We start from the raw sequence: 16,709 nt of genomic DNA, 5'->3' as shown, positions 1-16,709 counted from the left end.
GAAAAACATCTGTCATCCTTTTAACGAGTTTGAGAATGGAACTTCGGTTTTTTTCTCAATTGCTTCATATCCATTCTGATGAATACTGATAGGAACAGGCCGACCCCGAACAGTATGGAAAATACCGTCAGACTTTGGCTGTAGCTCCCTGTTGCATCGCGAATCCATGAAGAGAACATCGGCCCCACAAGTCCGGCTGCCGCCCACGCGGTTAAAATGTATCCGTGGATGGCGCCAAGCTGTTTTGTGCCGAACAAATCTCCAATATAGGCCGGAATTGAAGCAAAGCCGCCTCCATAGCAAGTGTAGATCAGCGCCATCAAAATAGAGAAAATGACTTGGTCTCCAACAAACGGTAATAGCGGAAAGGCGATCAGTTGAATAGCAAAAAAAGCGGTATACGTATTCGGCCGTCCAATATAATCTGATACAGAAGCCCAGCCGATGCGTCCGAAACCGTTAAACGCACCTAAAACGCCAACGAGCGCAGCAGCAGCGGCGGCGGACATTCCTGTACTTTCCTGGGACAGCGGAGAAGCGATCGAGATGATGGCAATTCCGCATGTAACGTTAATAAAAAGCATAAACCATAAGTAATAAAACCGTTTCGTTTTAACAGCTTCGTTTGCTGTCAGCTGGGATAAATCCATGTTTTGCGCTTTACCGCTTTTTTTGGCAGAAAATCCTTTTGGGACCCAGCTGTCTTCAGGGGGAGCCAAGTAAATGGAAGAGATCATCATCACCAGAAAGTAGCAAATGCCGAGAATAAAGAAGGTATTGGCAATGCCGACATTGATTATCAGCATCTGCATGATCGGACTGCTGATCAAAGCCGCAAAGCCAAATCCCATAATGGCAAGCCCTGTAGCCAGGCCGCGGCGGTCTGGAAACCATTTGACAAGGGAAGAAACAGGTGTGATATAGCCGACACCAAGTCCGATGCCGCCAAAGACGCCGTAAAACAAATAGAGCAGAGGGAGGGAGCCGAGCTGAACAGCCACCCCGGAAAATGTCACACCGATGCCGAAAAAGAGGGCGGCGAGCATGCCGGATTTTTTCGGGCCGTGCTTTTCAACAAAGTGTCCTAAAAATGCAGCTGACAGGCCAAGGAATAAAATCGCGATACTAAACGTCAGACTAATTTGGCTCAGGCTCCAGCCGAATTGTTCTGCGAGCGGGTTTGTAAACACGCTCCATGCGTATACAGATCCGATAGATAAATGAATACCGACTGCGCATAGGGCAATGAGCCATCTGTTTTTCACTTTTTTCATTTGTAGTCCTCCTGTGGAAATAAAAAGGCTTTCTTCATATTGTCCTTTAAAAGAAGCTGCCTGAGGGTGAGGAATTTGGAAGCGTTTTTGCTGATTGGTGCAATCGCGGGCAGTTGAGTGAAAAGTGTCTATTTTTTGAACTTTTAAAAAATAATATCATATTTTCAAGCTATCAACAAGATGAAGCTTCCAAATTTGACCTAGCAGTTGTGAAAAATCGTGATGGACGAGTATAGTAATAGATAATGACAGATACAAAGGGCGGGGTTATCAATGGGGAAAAACATCACAACAAGCCGCAGCGTATTCCGTTATGATAATGGAGAGCTGACACAGCGAAAGGATCAAATGGCGACAGAATATCCCCTGACTGTGATGGTCAACGGCGAAGAGTTTGTCACCCTTGTCTGTTCGCCTGACAGCTTGGAAGAACTTGTGATCGGTTTTCTAGCTTCTGAAGGGGTTATTCGATTTAAAAAAGAGATTAAAAGGTTTACAATAGATGAAAGTCTTGGGTTCGCATATGTCGATCTCGTCAGCTCAAATCAGCTTCGGCTGCAAGATTACACGAAACGCGTGATTGGTTCGTGCTGCGGAAAGGGGCGGCATTTTTATTTCCAGCAGGACGTCAAAACTGCAAAAACGGCGCTTCATCATCTAACAATCAAACCTGAGAACTGTTTGGCGCTTATGCGTGACATGCAGAAAAACAGCAAGCTTTTTCAGTCTACGGGGGGCGTTCACAATGCCGCTTTGTGCAGCCCTGAAAAAATGATTGTGGCGAGATCAGATATTGGAAGGCATAATGCGCTGGATAAATTGTACGGATATTGTTTATTGCATCAGGTTCCGGCTCGCGACAAACTGATCGTATTCAGCGGCAGAATTTCCTCTGAGGTGCTTCTCAAAGCCGCGAAAATCGGTGTTTCCGCGGTCATTTCCAAGTCGGCTCCGACCGAGCTCGCCATTCAGATGGCAGAGGACCTGAATATCATGACGATTGGGTTTGCAAGAAACCGGTCATTTAATGTATACACCCATCACGAGCGATTACAGCTATCATAAAAGGAGGCAATGCACATGACCGCCAACAATGAACATGTTTTGGATCAGAAAGACCGCCCCCTTCGAGACTTGAGAATCTCCGTAACCGACCGCTGCAATTTCCGGTGTACGTATTGCATGCCTGCCGAAATTTTTGGAAAGGATTATCCATTTCTGCCAAAGAGTGAACTCCTTTCCTTTGAAGAGCTTGAACGCTTGGCTAAGCTGTTTGTCCATACGTTCGGCGTTGAAAAAATCCGACTTACAGGCGGAGAGCCGCTGATGAGAAAAGATATGCCCGAATTAGTCGGAAAGCTGTCCCGCATACCGGGACTTCGAGATATTGCGATGACAACGAACGGCGTTTTGCTGCCCGTCTATGCGGAAAAACTTAAAAAAGCAGGGTTAAAACGAGTCACGATCAGCTTGGATTCACTTGATGACGAGCGTTTTAAAACGATAAACGGAAGAGGGGTCTCCGTCAGTAAAGTCCTTGATGGAATCGAAGCGGCAAAACAAGCAGGGCTGGGCATCAAAATCAATATGGTCGTCCAGAAAGGCGTCAATGAAAAAGATATCCTGCCGATGGCCCGCTACTTTAAAGAAAAAGGCCATATTTTGCGATTCATAGAATTTATGGATGTCGGCAATACAAATGAATGGAATCAAAAGTCAGTGGTCACAAAAGCTGATATCATCAGGATTCTCAATGAAGGGATGCCGATTGAATCAATCGACCCCAATTACAAAGGAGAAGTCGCGAAACGATATCGCTATCAGGATGGCTCTGGAGAAGTCGGGTTTATCTCTTCGGTATCTGATGCTTTTTGCGCGACATGCAATAGAGCACGGCTGTCGGCAAAGGGCGAGCTCTTCACATGCCTTTTCGCATCAAGCGGCTTTGATCTGAGAAAACTGGTCAGAAGCGGACAGTCTGATCAAGAGCTTGTCGAGGCGATCGGCACCGTCTGGAGAAACCGGGATGACCAATACTCGCTTGACCGGGCACAGTCAAAAGCGGCGCCGAGGAAAAAGGTCGAAATGTCTTATATAGGCGGGTAGCACAGAAGGTTTTAGAAAAGTAAATGAAGGGACTCTGACCGACTATAATTGAATATTATCGTCGGTTTTTTTGTTTGCCATTCTTTCAATATGGAGCTGGTTCATGAGTAGGCCGCTATCACATCATGACACTGATAGAAGCTGTTTGTTGTTCCTGATCGTGATCTATCAGAACAGCTGCCTCACAGACACGGCCGCTACAGGAAAACGATGGAGGATTCAAAGACATTTTTGCGCTATTGACATATTTACAGGTTTGAATAGCGTAAGATGCGGCAATTTTTTATAAAAACAGAAAGGGTGATTGGATGTTCGGACTTCAGGATATCGCAAAATTCTTTTGGTCCTTTTTGCTCGTTTTTCCTGCCGTGTCGATCCTCCATGTTTTGGGCCACAGCTTCATGGCGGTGATTTTCGGGGGCAAGTCTTCCCTTGAGATCGGCATGGGGAAAAAGCTTGTCAAAATAGGGCCGATTCAAATCAGAAGCATTTATTTTATGGATTCGTTTTGCAATTACGGCGAATTAAAATTTGATAATCGATATACGAATGCATTGATTTATGCCGGAGGGGCGATCTTTAATTTAGTATCTATTTTTATTGTGAATTCGCTGATTATCAATGATATTTTGAAAGAAAATATTTTTTGCTATCAATTTGTTTATTTTTCAACTTATTATGTGTTTTTCGCCCTGATTCCTGTGAGATATTCCGAAAATCATCTTTCTGATGGAATGGCGATTTATAAAGTGTTGAGGTATGGGGAAAAGTATGAAATTAATAATTGATCCACGGGTGCCGGAGGTGAGGACTTCCGGCATTTTTAAACATGAACGCTGCCTTCGGGCAGCTGTTTTAGCTTTTGCACTGCTTCGATGAATGTTTCGAGACGATCACAGCCATTAACATATTGAAAGTCTTCGCGCTCGCCGTTGTTCATCACAATGATATGATCACCGCCTAAGATAAGTCCTTTCTTACGGCGGAAGGAAGAGACGGCTTCATAACGGATGTCAAGATGAAATGGAGAGCCGAACAGCGAAGAATAAAACAGCAGGCGTTTGTTCGTCGCTGCCAGAATGCCTCTGTATGGGGTGTATCGTGCCGACATCTTTGCATTATATGTGCAAAGAATTGAAGACTTTACTTCTTCATCTGGTTCAAGCTGATTTTTTATGGCCGCTTTTCCTTCGGATATCTCCTTCATGAAAAAACACTCCTTTCGATTGTTTCTACGAAATTGTTGAGAAAAAGTTCCAATTGGTATAGGATAAAAAAATAAATATTTATCCTTTCAAAAATAAAGGATATGATAGTAGTTGACAAAAAACACACCTGTAACTATAATTATTACATCGGTGGTGAAATCATATGGTGAACACCCGTCTTTCAGTGGCCATTCATATTTTATCCTTAATCGCATCAAACCCGCGGGAATCTTCAGAAATGATCGCCGGAAGCGTCAATACAAATCCGGTTGTGATCAGGCGCATGATCAGCCAGTTGAAAAAAGCGGATATTTTGACATCGCGGCCCGGAGTAGCCGGAGCAAGCCTGAAAAGAGATCCCGCAGATATTTCTCTGCTTGATATTTATCGGGCGGTTCAGCAGCAAGAAGAATTATTCGCGATTCATGAAAAACCGAATCTAAACTGTCCGGTTGGGAAGCAGATTCAATCAACGCTTGATCAAACGTTTCTCAGCGTCCAGCAGGCGATGGAGCGTGAATTGGCCAGCAAGTCTCTTAAAGACGTATTAACTCATCTCTTTTAAATAAGAGATGATGTTTCACCGCCTGCATGTAACTTTGTTTGTTACAAATTAAAAATCGGAGGAAGCGAAAATGAAAATTGGTATAATCGGAGCAAGCGGTAAAGCGGGCAGCCTTATTTTAAAAGAAGCGGCAGGAAGAGGGCACGAAGTGGCCGCGATCGTCAGAAACGCATCTAGAGTCGCAACAGAAAGCGGAGCAGCTGTCATTGAAAAAGACGTATTTGATCTGACGCCGGGAGATATGAAAGGTCTTGATGTTGTCGTCAATGCATTTGGAGCGGCCCCCGGACAGGAGCACCTTCATGTGGAAGCAGGAAGAAAACTGATCGAATTGTTTAAGCAGGTTCCTGATACAAGATTAATCATCGTTGGAGGCGCTGGCAGCCTTTATGTCGATGAAGAAAAAACAACCCAGCTGTATAACACCCCTGAATTCCCTAAAGAGTATCTGCCAACGGCAAAAAATCAGGGCCAAAACCTGCAGGATTTAAAAGAATCCAGCGGTTTGAAATGGACATTCATCAGCCCTGCAGCCTTTTTCAATCCGGAAGGAAAACGTACGGGATCATACAAAAAGGGACAAGAAAACTTGATTGTAAATGCCGCTGGAGAAAGCTACATCAGCTATGCCGACTATGCTATTGCGGTTGTTGACGAAGCTGAAAAAGGCGAGCATGTTAATGAACGGTTCACCGTTGTTGGTGAAGCAGAATAAATAAATGACGGCCTATTTCAGGCCGTTTTTGTTTTCAAGCGAAGTGCTAAAGTTCAGCTCGGAAAAAATTCCTTAAAAGACAAGAATAAAGAGGGCGGCCATTCCTAAAATAATGATGGCGATCACTGTCGTTAAATGAAAAAAATGACATTTCATAAACTTGGCATAGCTATCCCTTTCCGTTCATCTCTTAATACATGAGTTAAAAGTATATTAGTATGATAAATAGTATGCCTTTGAATGACGGCTGCCCGGCATAGTTATTTCACAATAGAAGCGATTATGTTATAGTAAATCTAAAGCAGCATGTTCAGCTATATTTGATGTTAAATGCACCTCGCAAACTGGTATTTTGTGTTGTCACACCTGCAACCAATTTACCATATTTTGTTCAGGGGCATTTTTAATTTTGGGGTGAAATTTATTGGTTTTCAGAAAGGCGGTTTTTCCATGAAATCCTCTTATGTCTATCGTCTCTTGCGAATCGATCATATAAAAAAAACCGGCGACCTTCCAAATGAACAGCAGCTTGCTGATTCTTTCGTCTTTATTTTTCATTTGAAGGGTGAAGGTAAAATTGATATTCAAACGGCGGGCCGTCCGCTTCAAAAAGAAACGCTCTATATCTGCCCTCCTTATGGAACATTCGGGATCACGGCTTTTTCGGACGAAATCAGCGTTTACCTCGTCAGGCTGCAGGCGTATTTCTACGATGAACAGCGGCAAACACTGGTTGCCGAAACGAATCTTGACGCCTTTTCTGGTCTGCAGATGATGAATGTTCATTCTGTTGGACATCTTGCCTCCCGTCTTCAGGAACTTTCCGCTTTATGGCCGGCTTCAACGGCGCTTCAGGAGATGAAATGCCAGGTCGAACTGCAGCATCTTCTATATGATATCTACTCGGCAAAACTGGTTCATCCCGCGGATACTTCATCAGCCATCGCCAAAACAAAAGAGTATATTGAAGTTCATTCAGATGTTCAACTCACGCTTGATCAGCTCGCGCAAATGGCCGGGATCAGTGCAAAGCATTACAGTGAAACATTTAAAAAGCTGTACGGGCAAAGCGTGACAGAATTTATCGCGGAAACGCGGATGACAAAAGCGAAGCAGCTGATGGCCAAAGCCAGCTACAAGCTAAGGGAAATTGCGAGCTTGACCGGCTATCAAGATGAATTCTATTTCAGCCGGACATTTAAAAAGCATACCGGTTTATCTCCTACTGTTTACATGAAAAAAAGGCGCAGGAAGTTGGCTGCTTACGGTCAAAACACGATCGGACAGCTCATTCCGCTCCATCTCATTCCTTATGCCGCTTCGCTCCATCCGAAGTGGACATCCCATTATTACAAGCATTATGCGGCAGATATCCCGGTTCATCTCAGCGCATACCGTTTTCATGAACCATGGGAAGAGAATTTGAGCACATTGTCAGATGCTGCTCCTGAACGGATTGTCAGCATGGATAGCATTTCGAAAGAAGAACGGGGGCGGCTGAATCAAATCGCCGATGTCATCTATCTCCCTTCACAGGAAAATTGGCGAACGCATTTTATGCTGACCGCTTCGCATCTTGATGAAGAGGAAGAAGCCCGCAAATGGATGGCGTCTTATGAGCGGCTGACCGAGTCGGCAAAAGAGGCGCTTTACCCGGTGTGCGGGAAGCAAACCTTTTTGTTCCTGCGGCTGCATAAACATGAAATTTATTTTGCTCACAACCGATCTGTCCAGGATGTGTTTTTTGGCGACTTGGGCTTGGAATCGGCTGTTTCCTTGGATGAACCGACTGATCGGGCAATCTCTCTCGAAATGATTGCGGCATATCAGCCGGACTTGATTATGATCTTCGTTTTCAAAGAGCAGGAAACACTGGCGTTCTACCAGCAGCTTCAGCAGTCAGCCCAATGGCAGGATTTAAAAGCGGTGCGACATCAGCGGGTTTATCAAGTGAAGTCTGATCCTTGGCGAGAATATACGGCTTGCAGCCATGAACGGATCATTCGCCAAGCGGTTCCACTGTTGTCCGGAAAAAATCCATTTTAATTGCCGGATATTGTCCATGGTGTTATCGAAGAGGCTTACCTATAATTTTAATTGATAATAGTTATCAATTAAACAGGGGGTCTCAGATAGATGAGAAAAATGTCGATCTTTTTATTTATTCTGCTTCTTGCTTTTGCCGCAGCAGGATGCGGAAACAGCAAAGAAAAAGCGGGGACTGATGCAAAAAGCTCAGAAACAGCTGAGAAAAGCGTCCAATATCTCGATCATACATACAAAGTGAACGTTCCAGCCGAACGAATCGTGATCACGGGAAGTGTTGAATCGATGGAAGATGCAAAGCTTCTGGACATTCATCCAATCGGCGCGATTTCCTTCTCAGGAAAGTTCCCGGATCTGTTTAAAAGCATTACTGATCAAGCAACTGCAGTCGGCGAAAAAACAGAACCGAATCTAGAAAAAATCCTTGAGCTTAAACCGGATGTCATTTTGGCTTCAACGAAGTTTCCCGAAAAAGTGGTGAAAAAGCTTGATAACATTGCCACAACGATTCCCGTATCCCACGTTTCATCAAACTGGAAAGGTAATTTAAATCTGCTTGCTGAACTGACGGGTAAAGAAGATAAAGCCAAACAGATTATTTCAGATTATGAAACCGATCTTAAAAACGCAAAAACCAAACTGGAGAAAACGGCGAAGGATACAAAAGCGCTCATTGTCAGAATCAGACAAGGCAATATCTTTATTTACCCGGAAGACGTCTTTTTCAACTCAACATTGTACGGTGAATTAGGCTTCACAGCTCCTAAGGAAGTAAAAGCAGCGAAAGCCCAGGAACTGATTTCTTTAGAAAAATTAAGCGAGATGAATCCGGACTATATGTTTGTTCAATTTTCTGATGATGAGAATGCGGATAAGCCGAATGCACTTAAAGATTTAGAGAAAAATCCGATTTGGAAAAGCATATCAGCAGTAAAAGAGGACCATGTATTCGTCAATGCAGTAGACCCGCTTGCACAGGGAGGAACAGCCTGGAGCAAGGTTCAGTTTTTAAAAGCTGCAGCTGAAAAATTAACACAAAACTAATCAATAGAAAAGGTTTTTCATTATGCATTCAAAGCAAATAACCCGCATCATCATAATTACTGCTCCGTTTGCCATGATACTGTCTGTTTTTCTGTCCGTCTGCTACGGCGCAAAGCAGCTGGATGGTGAAGTGATTTTTTCGGCATTGCTGCATTTTGATCCAGGAAACACAGATCACCAAATCATTTGGCATTCCCGGCTCCCTCGGGCCGCCGGCGCTCTCTTGATCGGGGCGGCGCTGGCCGTGTCCGGGGCTCTGATGCAGGGCGTCACCCGGAATTATCTCGCTTCACCATCGATCATGGGTGTTTCCGACGGTTCGGCGTTTATCATCACACTCTTGATGGTGTTGATCCCGCAATCAACATCTCTTGAACTGATGGGATACTCATTTATCGGCTCAGCTGTCGGAGCGGCCCTTGTCTTCGGTTTGGCTTCGGTGATTCCGAACGGTTTTATGCCCGTTCAGCTTGCGATTATCGGAACAGTTACAAGCATGCTGCTCAGCAGTTTATCGGCAGCGATGTCAATTTATTTTCAAATTTCTCAAGATGTCAGCTTTTGGTACAGTGCCAGGCTGCACCAAATGAGTCCGGAACTTTTGATATATGCCGTCCCTTTTATGATTGTGGGCATCATCCTGGCTCTTTCTCTCAGCAAGAAAGTAACGGCTTTATCACTTGGGGACGATATTTCTGAAAGTCTTGGGCAGCAGAAGAAGACCGTCAAAATCGCAGCGATGGCTGCGGTTGTGCTTTTGACAGGAAGCTCTGTCGCCTTGGCCGGGAAGATTGCCTTTGTCGGCTTGGTCGTTCCGCATATGACGCGGTTTCTCGTCGGTTCGGACTACAGCCGGTTAATACCTTGTTCCTGCATCATCGGCGGAGTCTTTTTGACACTGGCCGATCTTGTCAGCCGGCTGATCAATTACCCGTTTGAGACACCGATTGAAGTCGTCACTTCAATCATTGGCGTTCCTTTCTTCCTTTATTTGATCAAGCGAAAAGGAGGGGAGCAGCGTGCCTAAAAAAGTAGCGGCCATCTATGCTGTATTTATTGTGCTGATTCTTGCGGTCTGTTATGTCAGCCTAACGATAGGGTCTTTCTCCGTTCATCCGGCGGAGCTGTTATCAACCCTTTTTCAAATCAATCCGAATGAGCAATACAGCATTTTGCTCTTTGAATTAAGACTTCCCCGCATCGTGACGGCCGCTTTGGTCGGTCTTGGACTCGGCATTGCCGGCTCTGTGATTCAGGCGATGACAAAAAACGGTTTGGCTGATCCCGGTATACTGGGGATTAACGCGGGAGCAGGGGCAGCGATTGTCGGCTATTTACTTATTTTTCAAGGCCAGACCGAAACGACGAGCCTCCTGGCTGCAATGGGAATGCCTTTCTTCGGCTTGATCGGCGGAATTTTGGCGGCCGTTTTTATATTTATCTTTGCATGGCACGGCGGAAACCTGGATTCCGGCAGGATTATTCTGGTTGGAATCGCAATCAATTCGGGTTTCAGCGCTGTCTCGCTGTACTTATCGTTAAAGATGAATCCGAACGATCATGAAATGGCGATGGTTTGGAAAAACGGGAGCATCTGGTCGGCGAACTGGACATATATTCAAGCCGCACTGCCGTGGCTTTTGCTTTTGATTCCGTTTCTGCTCGCAAAGAGCAATTTGCTGGACACGATTCGTTTTCATGAAGATACCGTCAAGAGTCTGGGCGTGTCTTCCAATACAGAAAAAATGGTGCTGCTTACCGCTTGCGTCGGCATTATCAGCGCTTGTGTAGCGATTTCGGGAAGCATGGGATTTGTCGGCTTGATTGCTCCGCATATTTCTCGGAGGCTGGCAGGGGTGCTGCATCGTCACTCATTGCTGTTAAGCGGACTTGTCGGCATGTTTCTCGTGCTATGCGCCGATTTTGCCGGCAAACTGCTGTTTCAGCCGTCGGAAGTTCCCGCGGGTATCATTCTCGCCATTTTCGGGGTGCCTTACTTTTTATTCTTGCTTTTTAAACAAAAAAAGGCGGTGCACTAGACTGCCTGATTTCATCACAGAGGGGGAGGGAGAAATCAAATGGTTCAAGAAAAACATGATCAGGCTGTCAAAGCTTCGCCCGTTGCTATCCCAGGCACAGAACAGCGTCTCATGCGTTCAAAAGACGGAAAACGCAGCTACCGGATTTTTATTGGAAGGCCCCATGGAGAACCGCCTCCTGAGGGATATCCGGTTATCTATCTGCTTGATGCCAATTCAGTATTCGGAACGATGGTCGAGGCGGTGCGGATGCAGGGGCGCCGCCCGGATAAAACGGGGGTTGTACCGGCTGTTATCGTTGGCATCGGCTATGAGACGGATGCTCCGTTTGATCCGGGGCGCTACTACGACTTTACGCTGCCTATGCCAGGCAGAGAACTGCCTCAAAGGCCCGATGGGACAGATTGGCCTGAACCGGGCGGTGCGGAAGCCTTTCTCTCATTCATCGAGGAACACTTGAAGCCTGTGATCGAACAGGAATTCAACATTGATGCGAAGAGGCAGGCCATCTTCGGCCATTCCCTCGGCGGTCTTTTTGTCCTGCAAGTTCTGTTTACAAAGCCCGCTTTATTTCAGACATACATCGCAGGCAGTCCATCAATTCATTGGAATAAGCTGTTTTTTGATGAGGAGCATGAATTTGTTTCCCGCCTGCAAGAAACTGATGTCAAAGTCAATGTATTACTTGGAGCGGGAGAACTGGAGAAAACGCATAAGAGCAGGATGAACGACAATGCAATAAAGCTGGCAGAGCGCTTATCAGCTCTTGAACACTGCGGGGTCAGCGCGGAGTTCATTGAATTTAAGGAGGAAGGCCATATCTCGGTCTTGCCTGTATTGATCAGCAAAGCATTGCGATTTGCCTTAAGTCCTGATGGACAAGGCTGATATGAAGCAGTGGGCGAGCTTTATCGCCCATGCTTTTATAAAAAGAATAATCGACATAAAAAGTCAATATACCATAGCAGTTACGGAGTTAAAATCGAAAATGATTTGACCGTTAGCATTTATTGGTATATTATATTTTTGAGCGATAATGATTATCATTATCAATTAGTTTTAAGGATTCGGATTTCAGGAAAGGAAATGATGAGAGTGAAAGGCAAGGTTGCTTTAGTAACCGGAGCTTCCCAAGGGATTGGTGAAGAGGTAGCCCGGGTGCTTGCAGAACTTGGAGTGTTTGTTGCAGCAATAGATCAAAATGGGGAAGGGCTTCTAGAACTCGTGAAAGATCTGAGGAAAAAAGGTCTGCAAGCTGCCGATTTTGTCGTTGATGTGGGTGACAGCACCGCTGTTGATCAGCTTGTGGACAAAATCGAGCGCGATCTCGGCCCGATAGACATGCTGGTCAATGTTGCAGGTATTCTACGGACCGGTTTGATCACATCTTTAAGTGATGAAGATTGGGTAAAGACGTTCCGCGTCAACTCTACCGGGGTTTTTAACGTATCCCGCTCAGTAGCAGGCCGCATGATTCCGCGCAGATACGGTTCAATCGTGACCGTTGGATCGAATGCAGCGGCGGTGCCGCGCATGCAGATGTCAGCTTATGCGGCTTCAAAGGCAGCGGCTTTAATGTTCACGAAATGTCTTGGGCTTGAGCTGGCCGAGTACAATATCCGCTGCAATATCGTATCGCCCGGGTCAACGGATACTCCGATGCAGAGGTCGCTTTGGCGGGGGCAAGACGCTGCTCAAAGCGTGATTGCAGGATCACTCAAAACATTTAAGACAGGCATTCCGCTCGGAAAATTAGCGATGCCGGCGGATATCGCTAATGCCGTTGTTTTCTTGCTGTCAGACAGCGCCCGCCATATCACGATGCATGATCTGCGCGTAGACGGGGGAGCTACTCTGGGCGTTTGATTCAATTTTAAAGGAGGTTTTGCTTTATGATGGAACGTCATATAGTCACGGAATCGCTTGCTGTACAGCTTCTAAAAGAATATCGAACTGGGGCTTCATTCTTCTTTTCTTCTCCTGAACGAACCATTCTGGCGGAAGGCGTTTTTGCTGCCGTTCCTGAAGCGGAAGGTCTGAACCAGATGGAGAACTTGACTCAGCGAGCTGATGCGGTTCTCAGACAAGCCAAACAGGCTGGCCAGAAAAGGCCTATCGTTGTCGGTGCAGTGCCTTTTGATGAAACAAAGCCTGTGCAGCTTACCGTGCCTGACGAGGTTTGGCATGCGGGTCCGCTGACATTTGATCAGGACGAGCCAAAACAGCCGGAGTGTGCAACTTTTGGCTATGACATACAGCCGGTGCCAGCACCGGAGGAGTATATGAACGGAGTAAAACAGGGATTGGCCGGTATAGCCGCCGGCGATTTCAGCAAAATCGTACTTTCCCGGTCATTGCATTTGACGTCACCGATAAAGATCGATATCGGCGATTTGCTAAACAGTCTTGCCCGGCACAATTCCCGCGGTTATACCTTTGCTGTCGATGTGTCCGAACGGGCAGGAGGAGAGTCTGAAACCGTGCGGAGAACCTTGATTGGAGCCAGTCCGGAGCTGCTTGTTTCAAGATCCGGATTTCGGGTTTCTGCCAATCCTTTAGCAGGATCAAGGCCCCGAAGCCATGATCCGCATGAGGATCAAAGGCGGGCAGCCGAATTGCTTGCTTCTGCAAAAGACCGTCATGAACATGCGGTTGTGGTTGAAGCGGTCGCTTCCGCTCTCAGACCATTTTGCAGGACGCTGGACGTTCCGTCAGAGCCATCGCTGATCACTACGGAGACGATGTGGCATCTATCTACAGAAATCAAAGGAGAGCTTACAGACCTTTCTATATCATCATTGGAGCTGGCAGCGGCTCTTCACCCGACTCCAGCTGTCTGCGGCACACCGACGGATCTCGCAAGAGCGGCAATTAAAAAAATTGAGCCGTTCGAACGCGGCTTTTTCACAGGTATGGTCGGCTGGTGCGATTCTGAAGGCGATGGAGAATGGGTGGTGACGATCCGCTGTGCTGAGGCGGAAGAACGCGCCCTTCGTCTGTACGCTGGAGCAGGCATCGTAGCCGGATCAAAGCCGGAAGATGAACTGGCCGAGACATCAGCAAAGTTTCGCACAATGCTTCGTGCAATGGGAATGAACAGTGAATAATAGGGGGAGATGAACATGCTGACGGGATGCCCGGCATGGCCGAAAGAGTTTGCAGACAAGTATCGGAAGGAGGGATGCTGGAGAGGCGAAACATTTGGAGGAATGCTGAGGGAACGCGCTGACAAACATGGCAGCCGCATTGCAATAACATGCGAGGACACCCATCTGAGCTACAAAGAATTGGATGAGAGAGTCGATCTTTTGGCAGCAGGTTTTTTAAGGCTTGGCATTCAAAAGGAAGACCGTGTCGTCGTGCAGCTGCCAAACATCATCGAATTTTTTGAGGTTTGTTTTGCGCTGTTTCGAATCGGTGCGCTGCCTGTGTTTGCTCTTCCTTCGCATCGGCACAGTGAAATCACTTATTTTTGCGAGTTTTCTGATGCGGCTGCATATGTGATCCCGGATGTTCACTCAGGGTTTGACTACCGCCGGCTGGCGAGAGAGGTTTGTGATAAGGTTCAAGGATTGCGCCATGTCATTGTCGCCGGCGATTCGGAAGAATTTAAGGCGCTTCGCGATCTGCAAGCCGGTCCGGCCGGTTATCCAGAGGTGAGTCCCGGCGATGTGGCTTTTCTTCAATTGTCCGGGGGAAGCACTGGACGATCCAAGCTGATACCGAGAACCCATGATGATTATATATACAGTCTGAGACTCAGCGCTGATATTTGCCGCCTTGATCATGACAGCGTGTATCTAGCCGCTCTTCCGATAGCACATAACTATCCGCTTAGTTCACCAGGTGTGCTTGGAACATTGTATGCGGGAGGGAGAGTCGTTCTTGCGCAAGGATCAAGTCCTGATGAAACCTTTCCTTTGATTGAAAGGGAACGGGCTACAATAACAGCGCTTGTTCCGCCGCTGGCTTTAATCTGGCTTGAAGCCGCCTCGTCGCGCCGCAATGATTTCTCAAGCCTTCAAGTTCTTCAAGTCGGCGGAGCCAAATTCAGCGCTGAAGCTGCCGGACGCGTAAAATCAGTGTTCGGCTGCACATTGCAGCAGGTGTACGGCATGGCAGAAGGTCTGGTCAACTATACCAGACTTGATGATCCGGAAGAAATCATCATCAGTACACAAGGCAGGCCGATGTCTCCATTTGATGAGATTAAGGTTGTAGATGAGAACGGATGCGAAGTCGAACCCGGACAAACCGGCGAACTGCTGACAAGAGGACCTTATACGATTCGCGGCTATTACAAAGCTGAGGAGCACAATGCTAAAGCTTTTACCGCAGATGGATTTTACCGAACAGGCGACCTGGTCAAGGTAAACTCATCAGGTTATCTAATTGTTGAAGGTCGTTCTAAAGACCAAATTAACAGAGGCGGAGAAAAAGTCGCGGCGGAGGAGGTAGAAAATCATCTGCTTGCTCATCCTTCCGTACATGATGCCGCGGTTGTCTCAATGCCTGATAAGTTTCTTGGAGAAAGGACATGTGCATATATCATCCCGCGCAGCACCCCGCCTGCTGCCGCAGAGATAAAAGTGTTTCTGAGAGAACGCGGGCTTGCAGCATATAAAATACCTGACCGGGTGGAAATAGTCGAAGCATTTCCACAGACAGGTGTAGGAAAAGTCAGCAAAAAAGCATTGCGTGAGGCAATTGTTGAAAAAATGATGTCAGCCGCCGACGCGCGGCAATGATAAAAATCGAGAGGATGTGATTTGATGGCCATTCCTGCCATCTTACCGTACCAAATGCCAACAGCGTCAGATCTGCCGAAAAACAAGGTGTCCTGGACGCCTCATCCGAAGCGTGCCGCACTTCTCATCCATGACATGCAGCAATATTTTATCGATGCCTACAATTTAGGCGAATCTCCGATGACAGAGCTTTTCGCAAATATTAAAATGCTGAAAGAACAATGCGCAGAGCTTGGCATACCTATCATCTATACGGCTCAGCCTGGCGGACAGACACCGGAAGAGCGGGGGCTTCTTCAGGACTTTTGGGGATCTGGAATCGGACCGGGTCCAGATGGGCAGAAAATCGTGGAGAAGCTTAAACCGAATGAAGGCGACATCGTTCTGACGAAGTGGAGGTACAACGCCTTTAGAAAAACCAATCTCTTAGGCATTCTCCAGGAACAGGGCCGCGATCAGCTTATCGTCACGGGGGTTTATGCGCATATCGGCTGTCTCATGACGGCATGTGATGCGTTTATGCAAGATATAGAGACGTTTTTTGTAGCGGATGCGGTCGCGGATTTCTCTTTAAAACATCATGAAATGGCGATCTCTTATGCAGCTGACCGCTGTGCTGTCACCGTCACCGCCGAAAACCTTCTGAACGAACTGAAAAACGGGCGGGATTCTGCAAATGACGAGGGCGTAAGAGAAGATGCAGAAAGGCTGTCAAAACAAATCATACGCGAACAAATCGCCGCGCTTCTCCTTGAATCACCAGCCGATATTAGCGACAGTGAAAATTTGATTTATCGCGGGCTCGATTCAGTCAGAATAATGAGTCTTGCCGAGCGCTGGCGGCGTGCCGGGGCAGAGGTGACTTTTGTGGAGCTGGCCGAGGAGCCGACGATTGAAAACTGGTGGAGACTGTTGTCTTCCTCTAAAGAAACATCACTGCCAAATGCAGACTATCAATGAAGGA

Annotated in this window: 16 protein-coding genes; 14 read left to right on the top strand and 2 right to left on the bottom strand. The window is 46.7% G+C overall.

The features are described 5' to 3' along the window. Window positions 1–20: 20 nt before the first annotated feature. Window positions 21–1,274 carry an L-lactate MFS transporter gene (locus BTA30_RS03315; protein ID WP_076759276.1) on the bottom strand — a complete coding sequence of 418 codons (1,254 nt, stop codon included), beginning with the start codon at window positions 1,272–1,274 and terminating at the stop codon, window positions 21–23. 273 nt (window positions 1,275–1,547) lie between these two features. Between BTA30_RS03315 and fdhD the strand changes: the two genes are divergently transcribed. The 3 genes from fdhD (at window position 1,548) to BTA30_RS22965 (ending at window position 4,168) form a co-directional block, all read left to right on the top strand. Next, window positions 1,548–2,339, top strand: a complete 792-nt coding sequence (gene fdhD / locus BTA30_RS03310; RefSeq protein ID WP_076759274.1) for a formate dehydrogenase accessory sulfurtransferase FdhD — start codon at window positions 1,548–1,550, stop codon at window positions 2,337–2,339. 15 nt (window positions 2,340–2,354) lie between these two features. After that, entirely contained in the window at window positions 2,355–3,380 is a 1,026-nt protein-coding gene (gene moaA, locus BTA30_RS03305) for a GTP 3',8-cyclase MoaA (RefSeq protein ID WP_076759272.1), read from the top strand. 308 nt (window positions 3,381–3,688) lie between these two features. Further along, the gene (locus BTA30_RS22965; protein WP_076759269.1) at window positions 3,689–4,168 is read left to right on the top strand and encodes a hypothetical protein; all 480 of its coding nucleotides are present in this window, start codon (window positions 3,689–3,691) and stop codon (window positions 4,166–4,168) included. 35 nt (window positions 4,169–4,203) lie between these two features. Here BTA30_RS22965 and BTA30_RS03295 read toward each other — a convergent pair whose 3' ends face one another. Further along, window positions 4,204–4,587, bottom strand: coding sequence for a PH domain-containing protein (locus BTA30_RS03295; RefSeq protein WP_239693567.1), 384 nt, complete (start codon window positions 4,585–4,587; stop codon window positions 4,204–4,206). 164 nt (window positions 4,588–4,751) lie between these two features. Between BTA30_RS03295 and BTA30_RS03290 the strand changes: the two genes are divergently transcribed. The 11 genes from BTA30_RS03290 to BTA30_RS03240 all read left to right on the top strand — a co-directional run bounded on the left by BTA30_RS03290 (window position 4,752) and on the right by BTA30_RS03240 (window position 16,705). Then, a complete protein-coding gene (locus BTA30_RS03290) occupies window positions 4,752–5,153 on the top strand; it encodes an Rrf2 family transcriptional regulator (protein ID WP_076759267.1) in 402 nt (133 codons plus the stop codon). A gap of 70 nt (window positions 5,154–5,223) precedes the next feature. Then, window positions 5,224–5,868, top strand: coding sequence for an NAD(P)-dependent oxidoreductase (locus tag BTA30_RS03285; RefSeq protein WP_076759265.1), 645 nt, complete (start codon window positions 5,224–5,226; stop codon window positions 5,866–5,868). A 450-nt stretch (window positions 5,869–6,318) separates the two neighbouring features. After that, on the top strand, window positions 6,319–7,914 hold the full coding sequence (btr, locus tag BTA30_RS03280; RefSeq protein ID WP_076759263.1) for a bacillibactin transport transcriptional regulator Btr: 1,596 nt from the start codon (window positions 6,319–6,321) through the stop codon (window positions 7,912–7,914). A gap of 90 nt (window positions 7,915–8,004) precedes the next feature. Then, entirely contained in the window at window positions 8,005–8,958 is a 954-nt protein-coding gene (locus tag BTA30_RS03275; RefSeq protein ID WP_076759260.1) for an iron-hydroxamate ABC transporter substrate-binding protein, read from the top strand. Between the two features lie 22 nt (window positions 8,959–8,980). Further along, window positions 8,981–9,985, top strand: coding sequence for a FecCD family ABC transporter permease (locus BTA30_RS03270; protein WP_076759257.1), 1,005 nt, complete (start codon window positions 8,981–8,983; stop codon window positions 9,983–9,985). Beyond that, window positions 9,978–10,997 carry a FecCD family ABC transporter permease gene (locus BTA30_RS03265; protein WP_076759253.1) on the top strand — a complete coding sequence of 340 codons (1,020 nt, stop codon included), beginning with the start codon at window positions 9,978–9,980 and terminating at the stop codon, window positions 10,995–10,997. Before BTA30_RS03270 ends, BTA30_RS03265 begins: the two co-directional genes overlap by 8 nt. Window positions 10,998–11,036: 39 nt before the next feature. Then, the gene (locus BTA30_RS03260; protein ID WP_076759251.1) at window positions 11,037–11,885 is read left to right on the top strand and encodes an alpha/beta hydrolase; all 849 of its coding nucleotides are present in this window, start codon (window positions 11,037–11,039) and stop codon (window positions 11,883–11,885) included. Window positions 11,886–12,083: 198 nt separating this feature from the next. Further along, entirely contained in the window at window positions 12,084–12,863 is a 780-nt protein-coding gene (locus BTA30_RS03255; protein ID WP_076760234.1) for a 2,3-dihydro-2,3-dihydroxybenzoate dehydrogenase, read from the top strand. A gap of 26 nt (window positions 12,864–12,889) precedes the next feature. Beyond that, window positions 12,890–14,104, top strand: coding sequence for an isochorismate synthase DhbC (gene dhbC / locus BTA30_RS03250; protein ID WP_076759247.1), 1,215 nt, complete (start codon window positions 12,890–12,892; stop codon window positions 14,102–14,104). A 15-nt stretch (window positions 14,105–14,119) separates the two neighbouring features. Further along, window positions 14,120–15,745 carry a (2,3-dihydroxybenzoyl)adenylate synthase gene (locus tag BTA30_RS03245; protein WP_076759245.1) on the top strand — a complete coding sequence of 542 codons (1,626 nt, stop codon included), beginning with the start codon at window positions 14,120–14,122 and terminating at the stop codon, window positions 15,743–15,745. Window positions 15,746–15,769: 24 nt separating this feature from the next. Continuing rightward, entirely contained in the window at window positions 15,770–16,705 is a 936-nt protein-coding gene (locus tag BTA30_RS03240; RefSeq protein WP_076759242.1) for an isochorismatase family protein, read from the top strand. Window positions 16,706–16,709 lie beyond the last annotated feature (4 nt).

This window comes from Bacillus swezeyi (genome assembly GCF_001969815.1).
Classification (GTDB): Bacteria; Bacillota; Bacilli; order Bacillales; family Bacillaceae; genus Bacillus; species Bacillus swezeyi.
The sequence above is the reverse complement of the archived record's forward strand: the minus strand, read 5'-3'. Positions and strand labels throughout refer to the sequence as shown.